The sequence below is a fragment of the Bacillus cereus genome (assembly GCF_002561295.1).
Taxonomy (GTDB): domain Bacteria; phylum Bacillota; class Bacilli; order Bacillales; family Bacillaceae_G; genus Bacillus_A; species Bacillus_A cereus_S.
Map to the genome: position 1 here is coordinate 107,103 of NZ_NTUG01000038.1, position 13,415 is coordinate 120,517.

A 13,415-nucleotide genomic window follows, 5' to 3' on the forward strand; every position below is an offset into this window, starting at 1 on the left:
ATTATATTTGTCGAATTTCCGGGGAAATGATCAGAAAATGAAGGTGATACATATGAAAGAGAAAATCCAATTACAATTAGAAAAAATCGAAAAAGAGAACAATGTGAAAATTTTATTTGCAGTGGAATCTGGAAGCCGTGCATGGGGATTTCCATCGAAAGATAGTGATTATGATGTTAGGTTTGTGTACATTCATCCAGTAGATTGGTATTTATCTATTAATGAAAAACGTGATGTGATTGAGTATCCAATTAGTGATGTGTTAGATATAAGCGGTTGGGATATTAGAAAAGCTCTACAGTTATTTGCGAAATCAAATCCAGCACTATTAGAATGGATACGTTCTCCAATCTTTTATTCTAAGAACTCAAATCTTCCAGAACGTCTACAGAAAATGAGTGAACATGACTTTGATCCGAAATCAACGATTTATCACTACTTACATATGGCTTCAAAAAACTATCGTGGATTTCTTCAAGGAGAGAGCGTGAAGTTGAAAAAGTATTTCTATGTATTACGTCCGATTTTAGCTTGTAAATGGTTAGAAGAGAAAGGGACAGTGCCACCTGTAGAATTTGAACGATTCATTGCTGAATTGTCGCTAGAACAAGAGATTTTAGATGAAATTGAAGGCTTACTAATAAAGAAAAAAGCTGGCGTTGAATTAGATGCTGGGCCAAAAAATATAGTATTAAATGAATTTTTGGAGAAGCGAATTGCTTATTATCAAGAATATGTGAAAGAGGTTGAAAAGGGACAGGGTGTTGAAATTGAGAAGTTGAATGTTTTGTTTCGGGATATGTTATTTGAAATAGAGCACCAGTAGGCTGGTGCTCTATTTGTTTTATTCAACTTTATTCTCCGTCAACCCGTTTTAACGGCTTATCCGCTGGCCCTTCAATTACATCACCCTCAATTGAAAAGCGTGAGCCATGACAAGGACAGTCCCACGTACAATCACCGCTGTTCCATTCTACTTCACAGCCGAGGTGCGTACAGGTTGTATCAACAATATGTAATTTTCCTTTCTCATCTTTATAAGCACCTGCCCGTTTTCCGTTTACTCTTACAACGGAACCTTCACCATTTTCAAGGTCTTCTGGTTTACGGAGGGCAAATTCTAACTTGCCTTCAATTAAATGTTTTGCTACATCAAGGTTTTGAGAAAAGAATGTTTTTATATCTGGATCTGCATGGAATCGTGATGGGGCAAAGAGTTCTTTATAAGGGTTATCAATTTTTGTAATAGAGTCTTTTAGTAGATGGGCGGCAGCAGTTCCTGTCGTCATTCCCCATTTTCGATAACCTGTTGCAATGAATATATTTGGATTGTTTTCATTAATATGGCCGATGTAAGGTAGTTTATCTAGCGTAATTAAATCTTGTGCTGACCACCTGTAAGGAATTTCATCTATTCCAAATGTTTCTTCTGCGAAAGAGTGCAATGCTTCATAATGAAGCATTGTATTTATTCCTTGCCCTGTTTTGTGGCTCTCACCACCAACTAGAATGAGTTTTTCTCCGTTCATTGTTGTATAGCGTAAGGAACGTGTAGGATGATCGATGCTTAAATACATACCTCCGGGATAATCTTTTTTTGCCTTTATAGCTAGAACGTAGGAGCGCTCAGCATACATTCTTGCGAAGAAAAAGCTATTTGCATCATAGAACGGAAAATGGGAGCATGAAACAACATATCCACATGTGATGCGATGTCCGTCTTTTGTAATGACTTGTGGATAGGAATTCTTTTCAATATCAATTGCAGTTGTCTGTTCATAGATTGTGCCACCAGCCTCAATAAACTGTTCAATAAGATGCTTTAAATATTGAAGAGGATGGAATTGTGCTTGATTTTTCATAACAAGTGCTGCTTGAACTGAGATAGGAAGCGGAAGGGACTTTACGTAGTCACAAGGAATATCTAGCTTTTTATAAGCTTCATATTCTTTTGTTAGTTTTCGTAACCCGTCATTGCAAGTTGTATATAAGTAGGCATCTTCTTCAGTAAAGTCACATTCGATGTTATTTGTTTGGATTGTTTCTTTCATAAATTGCAACGCTTTCTCGTTTGCTTCATAGTATAGACGGGCTTGATCCTCTCCAAAATGCTGAATCAATTCATCATAAATGAGGTCGTGCTGTGCAGTAATCTTTGCGGTCGTATGGCCTGTCGTTCCATTTAAAATATTTCCTGAATCGATTAAAACAACTTTCATACCCTCTTTTGCAAGTAAATAAGCGGTTGTAATGCCTGTAATTCCAGCACCGATAATCGCAACTTCAGTTCTTATATTTTCTGCTAATTTAGGAAAAATAGGGAGTGAAGTAGAATCACGCCAGTATGGTTCTGGAAATTGGGGAAATGAATCGTTTGTCATTGTATGTTCCTCCTGTTTTTGAATGTGTTTTACTTATTTTTCCAATATGTATGAATTTCATGTAGATTATTTTTATTTTGGGGAAGGAAATGCGGTAAAACGAACAGAAGGAAGATATAAATATTTACATAACATAAAATTATTTCAGTATAATAAAAAACTACATATTTCGTCATAAAATTATTTTTAGTTACAGTTCATTCTATTTTAAAAATTTGCTTGTATATAAGCTGTTATTGAATGAAAGTGATTTTATTATTTGTGAAAATATTTATATATATAGCGGATGAAGTCTTATAAAACCTATGTTTTTCCTTTGGTGAAATAAAATATTATTATAAAAATATAACCACATTTTATTACTAGGTCATAAAAGTTATTGACAATACAGAAAGTCTATTGATATGATTCATCATGTGGAAAGGTTGATAAAGAGTAAAAAGAGAAATGTTTTTCATTGATAATAAAAGCGAAAATGAGTGACGATAGAGTGAGTATGATTTACTTATTTATAAATGCTTTTTTGTAAGTACCTAGTGTTATCAATCTGGAAACAAGAATTGATTTATGCAAGTTGCGTAAGCGCGGCATAAGAAAGGGGCAAAAGGATGAAAGAGCTTCATACGTTTGGATGGTATGCAGCACGTGTATCGCCACATTTGCCAAAAAAAGCATTTAAACCAGTACCAACTCGTTTATTTGGTGGACTGGCTTATTTACTTGTGGCGGTAGCTGGGTTAATAACGATTGGTTTATTTGACTTGAATGTGTGGGCAAATCTTGGGATCGCAATTGTTCTCGGATTATGTTTTGCTTCACTTGGATTTTTAGGACATGAAATTTTGCACGGAACGGTTGTCAGAAAAGCATGGCTTCGTGATTTTTTAGGCGCAATTGCATTTATGCCACTGTCTACAGGACCGAAATTGTGGAGAAAATGGCATAATGCAACGCATCATGTTCATACACAGCATGAAGAAAATGATCCAGATGCGTGGCCAACATTGGAAAAGATGAAGAAAAGTAAATTTTTAAGATGGGTATATCGTATGCCGCTTCATGTACGTTCTTTCTTCAGCTTTCTGTCACTAACAATTCAATTTACAATACATTCAACTCGTATGTTCTTTCATTTTATAAAAGAATTTAAGTCATCGAATCAGAAGTCTGTATGGCTGCAACTTCTTTTACCTTGGACAGTTTGGATCAGCTTGCTATTTATTATGGGACCGGCGAAGTGGGTGTTTGCTTATGTGATTCCATTATTAATTGCAAACTTTATTGTAATGGGATACATTGCAACAAATCATCGTTTAAATCCAATTGTTCCTGTAAATGATCCATTGGCAAACTGTTTATCTGTAACAGTGCCGCGCTGGGTTGATGTTTTGCATTTTAACTTCTCATATCATACAGAACATCATTTGTTCCCTGCTATGAGTTCTAAGTATTACCCATTAGTAAAAGAAAAAATTAAAGAAATGTGGCCAGAGCGTTATCATGAAATGCCAATGACAAAAGCGATGGCAGCACTTTGGAACACACCTCGGGTTTATTATCAAGGTAGCGAATTAGTTGATCCTCATAAAGAGCATTTCTATGGTTCTTTAGGGAATGGATTAGATCCTGATAATATTGAATATCGTGAGGAACATATAGAAGAGCAGAAAACGGTTAAAAAGGTGAATTCGTAATTTTTGCTGAATCATTTAGAACCCTTTAACGATAAGAAGCAAGCTACTAAAATGGTAGCTTGCTTTTATTTTTTAAAGAGAGAGAGCTTTTTCTTTCTCTTTGTTTACTTGTAAAGAATTATTTTGTTTACGCTGAAGCCGTTTTTCTAATAGACTTACGAGATAGGTAAATAAAAGTACAAGTGCAAGGTAATAAGCACTAACAACAATGTATGTTTCAAGTTGTTTAAAGTTTCCAGCAGCTATAGATAAACCAGATCCCCACAGTTCAGACATTCCCACATATGCGACAAGGGAGGAATCTTTTAATCCAATGACAAATTGGTTCCCAAGAGGTGGGATTGATAATCGTAACGCTTGCGGTAAAATGATACGGCGCATAGCGAGTGGATAGGACATTCCTAAAGAACGAGCTGCTTCTAATTGGCCGCGATCAACAGATTGAATGGAGCCACGGAAAATTTCTGTAATATATGCCCCGTTATGAATTGCTAACGCAATGGCACCAGCCCAAAAAGGAGATAGAACGACAATAGACGTAATGCCAAAATAAAGAATCATGATTTGGACGATTAATGGTGTACCGCGGATAACAGCAATATATAGATGTGCAATACTATTTAAAATTTTATTATTGGAAATACGAAAAAAGGCGAATAGAAGTCCGATTAATGAACCAAGTAATAATGAAGTTAATGTTAATTGCAAAGTCATGACAATAGCTTTTAGAAATGTAGGATACGTAGATACAAAAATTTCAATCATTCGTGTCACCTCAATATAGAATTTATTTTCAGGCATAGATGCAAATGCCCCACGCGGCTAAGGTGGGGCATTACTTATAGGTTAAAAATGATTTGTTCTTTAGAAGAGTAGCTCGTTTTACCCCGCTATTTGCGGGCAGTAAGCCCCCACCTCAAGATTTAGAGAGAAACGAGGAAGGTAGGTGGGGGATCAGCTACCCGTAAAAGCCCGATTGGTAAGGGCTGATAACCAGTGGGGGATGAAGAAACCCCCCACTGATTAAAGTTTCACTTTACTTTGTCTTTTCCTCTTCCCCGAGAATGTTCTTTCCAAACCATTTTTTACTGATTTTTTCATAGGTGCCATCTTTAATAATTTCATCCAATGCCTTATTTACCTTCTTCACCATTTCTTTATCATCTTTACGAATTGCAATTCCCATTTCATCAAGGTTCAATGGTTTGCCAGCTTCTTTTATATTCGACTTGCCTTCTTTAATCATACGAAGACCAACCATTTGATCTGTAATCACTGCATCTACTCGGCCCGGTTCTAAATCCATAAGTGCTGTAATATCACTATCGTATTCTGTAATTTGATTTGTTTGTTTTGCAACTAGTGCTTTAAAAGTACTTGCCTTTACAACACCGACTTTTTTTCCTTTTAAGTCTTCTGCTGAAGAAATACTATTATTCTTCTTATCGACGAAAATTTGAGCACCAGAACGGTAATAGGGGTTTGAAAAATTAACAGCCTTTAGTCGGTCTTCTGTAATCGCCATACTTCCTAAGATGACGTCATATTTTTTAGCTTTCAAGCCTTGAATTAATGTTTCCCAAGGATTTGTAACTGGAACAGGTTTCATCCCCATTTTTTTTGCTAACGCTTCACCGATTTCGACATCAAAACCAACTAGTTTTCCGTCATTTTCTTTAAAGTTAAATGGCTTATATAAGCCACTCATTGCATAGCGAAATTCCTTCTCGCCACCACCCGAAGTCGTACTACTCTCCTTACTACAGGCTCCAAGTATGAATGATGCACATAATGTAATAGCTGCAACAACAGTAAATATTTTCTTTCTCACAAAACCCCTCCTAGATATTTATCTTTTACATACGGACAATCATGTCACGCTTCAAAGTACTATGAGAGTTTTTCTATTGGGAGATAGGCTGCCCGTATGAGATTAAAATATTTTTATAAAATGTTTCGTAAAAATTGTTTTGCTCTTTCATTTGATGGTGCTGAGAAAAATTGTTCTGGTGGTGCATCCTCCACAATTTGTCCATCATCCATAAAAATGACGCGATCTGCTACATCTCGTGCAAAACTCATTTCATGGGTGACGATTACCATAGTCATTCCTTCGCCAGCAAGTTCTTTCATAACTTGAAGTACTTCCCCAACAAGTTCAGGGTCAAGGGCGGATGTAGGTTCATCAAATAGCATGATTTTCGGATTCATCGCAAGTGCGCGTGCAATTGCAACACGTTGCTTTTGCCCCCCAGATAAAAGGTGAGGTGTTACGTTTGCTTTGTCTTGTAATCCAACCTTTTTTAATAAGTTATTTCCAATTTCTTTTGCTTTTGTTTTATCCATTTTCTTTACATGAATAGGTGCTTCTACGATGTTTTCTAATGAGGTCATATGTGGAAAGAGGTTAAAATGCTGAAATACCATGCCAACATTTTCGCGGATTTTGTTTAAGTTTGTACTTTTAGGATCAATTTGTTCCCCTTGTAAGTGAATTTCACCTTCATCATACATTTCTAAAAAGTTGAGACAACGAAGTAAAGTGCTTTTTCCTGAACCACTTGCGCCAACTAAAACAACAACTTCTTTTTCTTTTACTTCTAAATTAATGCCCTTTAAAACGTCTAATGAACCGAATGATTTTACTAGATTTTGAACTTGAATCATACCAGCCCCCCAGTCAATTTTGTATATTACAAATGTCGCCCCTTAATTTTGTTATTAGTCATAAAATGTCAAAACCCTTTATTTTTTGCGAAAAACATTGTGCTGGTACAGACTACGTGAGAACTATTTTTGTACTTTTTACTATTAATAAGTGAGACTTTGTATGGGGAAAGGAATTGTATTTACTAGATTCTTGATAGTGAAATAATCTAATTGAAAATCATTTTTGTTTTATCCGGCATTAACGGGCAGTAAGATTCTCAGCTTATGGAAGTTTCACTTTATGTAAGGAAGAATAAAATGCAATCCTTCCCAGTCTTAATTAGGATATTTCCAGATAATTGAGGGGTTATTTTATACATTTAAAAGGTGGGATGCTTTGCGGAAATTTAAAAACATTGAGTGGATCGTATTTTGTTTTTACTGCTCGTAATTTAGAGAAGTTTGTCCCGTAGTAAGTGCGCTGCCAATCTTTAATATCAATATCAGGCCAATTTACATAATCACCTAATGTATACGGAGACATAGCTTTTCGTAAATTTTTAATCCACTGTATATTCTCTTCTTCCTCGTTATCACATTCCCAGGCCGAAATATATTCTTGTGCGATAATTGCTTTTCGGTGAAAATAAGCGGTTTCGCTTGGAGTGATATCTTCTACAGCTCCTACAAGTGATTGGTGCCAAACGCTAGCTGAAGGATTGGGAGCATGACTAAGAAAATGCTTCAAAATTTGAATTCCTGCAAGTGGAATTGGTTTATACACATAGGAGCCAGAACGTTTAAACTTTTCGGGGATATTGCCACTATTAAAGAATTTCACCGCTTGTATATAAGGAACTTCCTCTATGAACAGAGAAGGGGCTCCAGCTTGTAGTAGGGGAGCTAGTAAATCGAGGAGTTCAGAAGGATGACCAACAAATTCACCTTTTACTTCAACTTCGTTTCGTTGTTTAGAAAATAATTCAATAGATGAAGTAAGGCGCTCATCTACATAAGGTGCCCAATTTTGCCAAGCCTGAAATGCAGTAATAAAATCTTCCCACTCCCAAGTAACTGAAAAAATAGAGACATTTTGAATGGGATGAACACGAAATGTTAATGATGTAACAATTCCGAAGTTCCCACCACCCCCGCCGCAGCATGCCCAAAATAAGTCTCGGTTTTCATTCTCGCTGGCACGGATTAATCTTGCACCTCTTTTGCTGGTAGCTTGTATCATCTCTATCTCTAGTAGTTGATCGCAAGTTAATCCGAATAAGCGTGATAACATACCGATACCACCACCAAGTGTCAACCCAACAACTCCTACACTAGCACTTGTTCCAGCTGGAAGGGTTACACCATATTTCCAAAGTTCTTGATAAACAGTGCCAAGGTTTGCACCAGCCTCAATGGTTGCTGTTAAGCGATCTTGAGAAACTGTAACTTTATTCATTTCACTAACATCGATAACAAGACCATCGTTTAATAGTGAAAAGTTTTCATAACTATGGCGACCACTCCGTACACGAAATGGTATATGACGTTCTCTAGCCCATTTTAAGGCGTTGCATACATCTTTCTTATTTTGACAGAAGACAATAATGCAAGGAAGCTTTGGAATACTTAAATTTAAGTTTATTCGGGCTATATCGTAGTCTGGGTCTGTTGGAATTACGATGCGCCCGGTTAGTTTTGTTTGACTCAAAATAGAACTCCTTTCTCATATAGAGCATTTTATCCGGCATTAACGAGTAGTAAGACCCCCACCTCAAGCTTCAGTAAAAGCAAAGAAATTAGGCAGGGAGAGGGCTGCCCGTAAAAGCCTGATTCGGGAAGGTTAATAATCAGTAGTGGATGAAGCCACACTGATTGAAGTTTCACCTTATTACTATTGTATGAGAAAGCTTGTTTAGGAGTGATTACCAGCAGTAACGAATAAAGTTAAAAAATAATAGAAATATAGTGATAGAATGTGAAAAAGAGGAGGGCTGATAGCCCTCCTCTTTTTGTATTTTAGGATATTTAAAAGAAATGCAACTATATGTTTTAGGAAACGGTCTTAAACTATGAACGTTTCCGCAACATTTACGGTTGTCTCTTCCAGATGAAAATTATAGCAATATATAATGAGGTTATAACATTCGAAGGGGTGTCTTTTATGAAAAAAGAAAAAAGACAACGGCTAATTAAGCAATTGGTGAGAGAGCATGAGATAGATACACAAGAGAAATTAGTAGAATTGTTAGAAGAACAAGGTATATTAGTGACGCAGGCTACTATTTCGCGAGATATTCGTGAGTTAAATTTAATAAAGGTAACCTCTTCAAAAGGATTAACTATATATAAGGTTTTCTCAGCGGATAACTTACAGACTGATATGAAGTTAAAGAAAAAGTTGAGAGAAGTTGTCGTAAAGGTTGACTATGTAGAGCAATTAACGATTATTAAAACATTACCAGGTAATGCCCATGTTATTGGTGCTTTATTGGATTCTTTAGACTGGAAAGAAAAAGTGGGATGCATATGTGGAAATGATACGTGTCTTGTAATTTCTCAATCCCAATCGGATAGGAAAGTTCTAGCAGAAAGATTGAACTTAATTATGTAAGTGAAAATCCTATTTCTAATTGTTATTAGAGATAGGATTTTTTTTAGAATTTTAATAGAAATGAGTAACGTGTTATTCATTATATATACGTAATATATAGCTGATTTATAAAATATAGGGCGGAAACCTTTATAAAAATACAGATATTTATTATTTTAAAAAATAAATTGTGAAATTTTTCACTTAAAAGTGTTAACGTTTTCACGAAGGCGGTAGCAAGTAAGTTTTATTATGTACTTGTAAGACATCACATGAACCTAAAAGGAGGTACAACAAATGAAACATCCGATACATGTTACTTCAGAAATTGGGGAATTACAAACGGTGCTATTAAAGCGTCCTGGTAAAGAAGTGGAAAACTTAACGCCAGATTATTTACAACAATTATTATTTGACGACATTCCATATTTACCAATTATTCAAAAAGAGCATGATTATTTTGCACAAACATTACGCAATCGGGGTGTTGAAGTTCTATATTTAGAAACACTAGCAGCTGAGGCGCTAGTAGATAAAGGGCTTCGTGAAGAATTTGTTGATCGTATTTTAAAAGAGGGACAAGCAGATGTAAATGTTGCACATCAAACTTTAAAAGAGTATTTACTTTCCTTTTCAAATGAAGAATTGATTCAAAAAATTATGGGCGGTGTGCGGAAAAACGAAATTGAAACGAGTAAGAAAACGCATCTGTATGAATTAATGGAAGATCATTATCCATTTTATTTAGACCCAATGCCAAATTTATATTTTACTCGTGATCCAGCAGCGTCTATAGGTGACGGCTTAACAATTAATAAAATGAGAGAACCAGCGCGGAGACGTGAATCCTTGTTTATGGAATATATCATTAAACATCATCCAAGATTTGCAAGTCATGATGTGCCAGTTTGGTTAGATCGTGATTATAAGTTTCCAATTGAAGGTGGCGACGAGCTAATTTTAAATGAAGAAACAATTGCGATTGGTGTATCTGCTCGTACTTCTGCTAAAGCGATTGAACGTTTAGCTAAAAACTTATTTAGCCGTCAAAATAAAATTAAAAAAGTGGTAGCAATAGAAATTCCAAAATGTCGTGCATTTATGCACTTAGATACTGTATTTACAATGGTCGATTACGACAAATTTACAATTCATCCAGCAATTCAAGGACCAAAAGGAAATATGAATATTTATATTTTAGAAAAAGGAAAGGATGAAGAAACTCTTAAAATTACGCACCGTACATCTTTAACAGAAGCACTGAAAGAAGTATTAGGATTAAGCGAATTAGTACTAATCCCTTGCGGCGGAGGAGATATCATTGCTTCTGCTCGTGAACAATGGAACGATGGATCAAATACGTTAGCAATTGCACCAGGGGTAGTTGTTACATATGATCGCAACTATGTATCGAATGCTTTATTACGTGAGCATGGAATTGAAGTTATTGAAATATTAAGTTCGGAATTATCTCGCGGTCGTGGGGGTCCACGTTGCATGAGTATGCCAATTGTTAGAAAAGATATTTAGTATAAATAATGGAGAAAGTAGGGATGAATCATGTTGATGACTAAACCAAACTTAAAAGGAAGAAGTTTTCTTGCTGAAAAAGATTTTACAGAAGAGGAATTAGTATATCTTCTTGATTTAGCAGCGGATTTAAAAGAGAAAAAGAAAAACGGTATCCCACATCATTATTTAGAAGGTAAAAACGTAGCGCTTTTATTTGAAAAAACTTCAACTCGTACGCGTTGTGCATTTACAGTAGCTTGTACAGATTTAGGAGCAAGTCCTGAATATTTAGGTAAAGGTGATATTCAGCTCGGTAAAAAAGAATCTGTTGAGGATACTGCAAAAGTGTTAGGACGTATGTTTGATGGAATTGAATTCCGTGGTTTCGATCATGCGACAGTAGAATCTTTAGCAGCAAACTCTGGTGTACCAGTATGGAACGGCTTAACAGATATGTGGCATCCAACACAAACCCTTGCAGATTTATTAACAGTAAGAGAGCATATTGGACGTCTAAAAGATGTGAAGCTCGTTTATGTTGGGGATGGACGAAACAACGTAGCCAATAGCTTATTAGTTGGTGGAGCGATTGTTGGAGCAGAAGTACGTATTTGCACACCAGAATCGTTATGGCCAGCACAAGAAGTAATTGATATGGCAAAAAAATATAATGACCGGGTAATGGTAACAAGTGACGTGCAAGAAGCTGTTGCAGGTGCAGATGTAATTTATACAGATGTATGGGTATCTATGGGAGAAGAAGATAAATTTGCTGAACGTGTTGAACTGTTAAAACCATATCAAGTTAATATGGAAATGATTCGAGCAACTGGCAATGATAACGTAATGTTCTTACATTGTTTACCTGCCTTCCATGATGTGGAAACGATGTACGGTGAAGAAATTTATGAAAAATATGGATTGAAAGAGATGGAGGTAACTGACGAAGTATTCCGTAGCAAACATTCAAAAGTATTTGATCAAGCGGAGAATAGAATGCATACAATTAAGGCTGTTATGGCAGCTACTTTAGGAAATATGGAGTAAAGAAGGAAGGGACCCTTCCTTCTTTCTCCTCCTTTAAACACTATCATTCACTATTGCTATTTATTCTTATTGTAATTAAAGAGAGGTGAGTGTAATGGGCGAAGAAAAGAAATTAGGTTTATTTACGTTAACAGCTCTTGTAGTTGGCTCTATGATCGGTGGTGGAGCTTTTAACTTAGCGAGTGATATGGCAAAAGGCGCTGGCGCCGGAGCTATTATTATTGGTTGGGTTATAACAGGTATTGGGATGATTGCGCTTGGATTATCATTTCAAAACTTAACTATAAAAAGACCGGATTTAGATGGTGGTATTTTTAGTTATGCAAAAGCAGGATTTGGTAACTTTATGGGATTTAATAGTGCTTGGGGATATTGGTTATCTGCTTGGCTTGGTAATGTAGCTTACGGTACATTATTATTTTCTTCATTAGGTTATTTTTTCCCAATTTTTGAAGGAGGTCAAAACGTAGCATCTATTATCGGAGCGAGTATATTACTGTGGTGTGTACATATGTTGATTTTACGCGGTGTACAATCAGCAGCACTTGTAAATTTAGTAACTACAATTGCAAAATTAGTTCCTGTTTTTGTATTTATTGTTGTAGGCATTTTCGCTTTTCATATTGATGTTTTCTTAGATGGATTTTGGGGACAAGCTGGCTCCTTTTCTTGGGGATCCGTAGGTAGTCAAGTTAAGAGCACAATGCTTGTAACACTTTGGGTATTTATCGGTGTAGAAGGGGCTGTTGTCTTATCAAGTCGTGCAAAAAGCCGAAGTGATGTGGGAAAAGCAACAGTCATTGGATTAATTGGTACACTCATCATTTATATCCTACTTACATTATTATCTCTTGGTCTTATGCAACAAGCGGATGTTGCGAATTTAAAAAATCCATCTATGGCATATTTATTTGAAAGTGTTGTCGGAAAATGGGGCGCTATTTTTATTAACTTAGGCCTAGTTATTTCTGTATTAGGTGCTTGGTTAGGATGGACTTTACTTGCATCTGAAATTCCGTATTTAGCAGCCAAAGATGGCGTATTTCCAAAATGGTTTGCGAAAGAAAATAAAAACAAAGCTCCGGTCAATTCGTTATGGATTACAAATGGTTTAATTCAAATTTTCTTATTAACATTTGTTGTTTCTGACCAAGCATATAATTTTGCATTTTCTCTTGCATCCTCAGCTATTTTAATTCCGTATGCCTTTTCAGCATTTTATCAATTTAAGCATAGCTTACAATCTAAAGAAAAAGACCGAACAAAAAATATAATCATTGGTTTGGTAGCGAGTATTTATGGAGTTTGGTTAGTCTATGCAGCTGGTTTAGATTACTTATTATTAACAATGACCTTATATGCACCAGGTATTTTCATCTTTTACAATGTTCAAAAACAAACGAATCCAAAGCAAATATTTACTCGTGTAGAACTAGCATCTTCGGTAGCGATTGGTGCTCTAGCGTTCTTTGCAATTTATGGATTAATTACAGGAGGTATTACCTTATAAAGTTTGTGAAAATGAAATTAATTGGAGGGCTG

General features: G+C 35.8%; 11 protein-coding genes. 6 read left to right on the forward strand and 5 right to left on the reverse strand.

Annotated elements, in window-relative coordinates; genetic code table 11:
• Window positions 1–52 precede the first annotated feature (52 nt).
• Complete coding sequence (locus CN373_RS20850; protein ID WP_000659974.1) at window positions 53–826, forward strand: nucleotidyltransferase domain-containing protein; 774 nt, start codon at window positions 53–55, stop codon at window positions 824–826.
• A gap of 28 nt (window positions 827–854) precedes the next feature.
• Here the strand turns inward: CN373_RS20850 and CN373_RS20855 are convergent, their stop codons facing one another.
• On the reverse strand, window positions 855–2,381 hold the full coding sequence (locus CN373_RS20855; protein WP_098360084.1) for an FAD-dependent oxidoreductase: 1,527 nt from the start codon (window positions 2,379–2,381) through the stop codon (window positions 855–857).
• A gap of 608 nt (window positions 2,382–2,989) precedes the next feature.
• Here CN373_RS20855 and CN373_RS20860 point away from each other — a divergent pair.
• Window positions 2,990–4,075 (forward strand): fatty acid desaturase family protein, encoded by a 1,086-nt coding sequence (locus tag CN373_RS20860; RefSeq protein WP_000661230.1) that lies wholly within the window; start codon window positions 2,990–2,992, stop codon window positions 4,073–4,075.
• 72 nt (window positions 4,076–4,147) lie between these two features.
• Here CN373_RS20860 and CN373_RS20865 read toward each other — a convergent pair whose 3' ends face one another.
• From CN373_RS20865 to CN373_RS20880, 4 genes are all read right to left on the reverse strand, one after another.
• A complete protein-coding gene (locus CN373_RS20865; RefSeq protein WP_002055625.1) occupies window positions 4,148–4,840 on the reverse strand; it encodes an amino acid ABC transporter permease in 693 nt (230 codons plus the stop codon).
• A 271-nt stretch (window positions 4,841–5,111) separates the two neighbouring features.
• A complete protein-coding gene (locus CN373_RS20870; protein ID WP_001227556.1) occupies window positions 5,112–5,906 on the reverse strand; it encodes an ABC transporter substrate-binding protein in 795 nt (264 codons plus the stop codon).
• Window positions 5,907–6,019: 113 nt separating this feature from the next.
• Window positions 6,020–6,742: an amino acid ABC transporter ATP-binding protein gene (locus CN373_RS20875; protein ID WP_000616906.1), complete on the reverse strand. Its 723-nt coding sequence runs from the start codon at window positions 6,740–6,742 to the stop codon at window positions 6,020–6,022.
• Window positions 6,743–7,091: 349 nt separating this feature from the next.
• The gene (locus CN373_RS20880; protein ID WP_098360085.1) at window positions 7,092–8,432 is read right to left on the reverse strand and encodes an FAD-dependent oxidoreductase; all 1,341 of its coding nucleotides are present in this window, start codon (window positions 8,430–8,432) and stop codon (window positions 7,092–7,094) included.
• A gap of 453 nt (window positions 8,433–8,885) precedes the next feature.
• Here CN373_RS20880 and argR point away from each other — a divergent pair, with 453 nt between their 5' ends.
• From argR to arcD, 4 genes are all read left to right on the forward strand, one after another.
• Entirely contained in the window at window positions 8,886–9,335 is a 450-nt protein-coding gene (gene argR / locus CN373_RS20885; protein ID WP_098360086.1) for an arginine repressor, read from the forward strand.
• A 276-nt stretch (window positions 9,336–9,611) separates the two neighbouring features.
• Window positions 9,612–10,844: an arginine deiminase gene (gene arcA, locus CN373_RS20890; RefSeq protein ID WP_000682345.1), complete on the forward strand. Its 1,233-nt coding sequence runs from the start codon at window positions 9,612–9,614 to the stop codon at window positions 10,842–10,844.
• Window positions 10,845–10,874: 30 nt separating this feature from the next.
• Complete coding sequence (gene argF / locus CN373_RS20895; RefSeq protein ID WP_033663933.1) at window positions 10,875–11,873, forward strand: ornithine carbamoyltransferase; 999 nt, start codon at window positions 10,875–10,877, stop codon at window positions 11,871–11,873.
• A gap of 94 nt (window positions 11,874–11,967) precedes the next feature.
• Window positions 11,968–13,383 (forward strand): arginine-ornithine antiporter, encoded by a 1,416-nt coding sequence (arcD, locus tag CN373_RS20900; RefSeq protein ID WP_000503481.1) that lies wholly within the window; start codon window positions 11,968–11,970, stop codon window positions 13,381–13,383.
• The last annotated feature ends 32 nt before the right edge of the window (window positions 13,384–13,415 follow it).

Excerpts from the sequence above, each read along its gene's own strand:
- argF (WP_033663933.1), top strand. The coding sequence starts at position 10,875 with ATGTTGATGACTAAACCAAACTTAAAAGGAAGAAGTTTTCTTGCTGAA.
- CN373_RS20860 (WP_000661230.1), top strand. The coding sequence starts at position 2,990 with ATGAAAGAGCTTCATACGTTTGGATGGTATGCAGCACGTGTATCGCCA.
- CN373_RS20865 (WP_002055625.1), bottom strand. The coding sequence starts at position 4,840 with ATGATTGAAATTTTTGTATCTACGTATCCTACATTTCTAAAAGCTATT.
- CN373_RS20850 (WP_000659974.1), top strand. The coding sequence starts at position 53 with ATGAAAGAGAAAATCCAATTACAATTAGAAAAAATCGAAAAAGAGAAC.
- arcA (WP_000682345.1), top strand. The coding sequence starts at position 9,612 with ATGAAACATCCGATACATGTTACTTCAGAAATTGGGGAATTACAAACG.
- arcD (WP_000503481.1), top strand. The coding sequence starts at position 11,968 with ATGGGCGAAGAAAAGAAATTAGGTTTATTTACGTTAACAGCTCTTGTA.
- argR (WP_098360086.1), top strand. The coding sequence starts at position 8,886 with ATGAAAAAAGAAAAAAGACAACGGCTAATTAAGCAATTGGTGAGAGAG.
- CN373_RS20875 (WP_000616906.1), bottom strand. The coding sequence starts at position 6,742 with ATGATTCAAGTTCAAAATCTAGTAAAATCATTCGGTTCATTAGACGTT.
- CN373_RS20855 (WP_098360084.1), bottom strand. The coding sequence starts at position 2,381 with ATGACAAACGATTCATTTCCCCAATTTCCAGAACCATACTGGCGTGAT.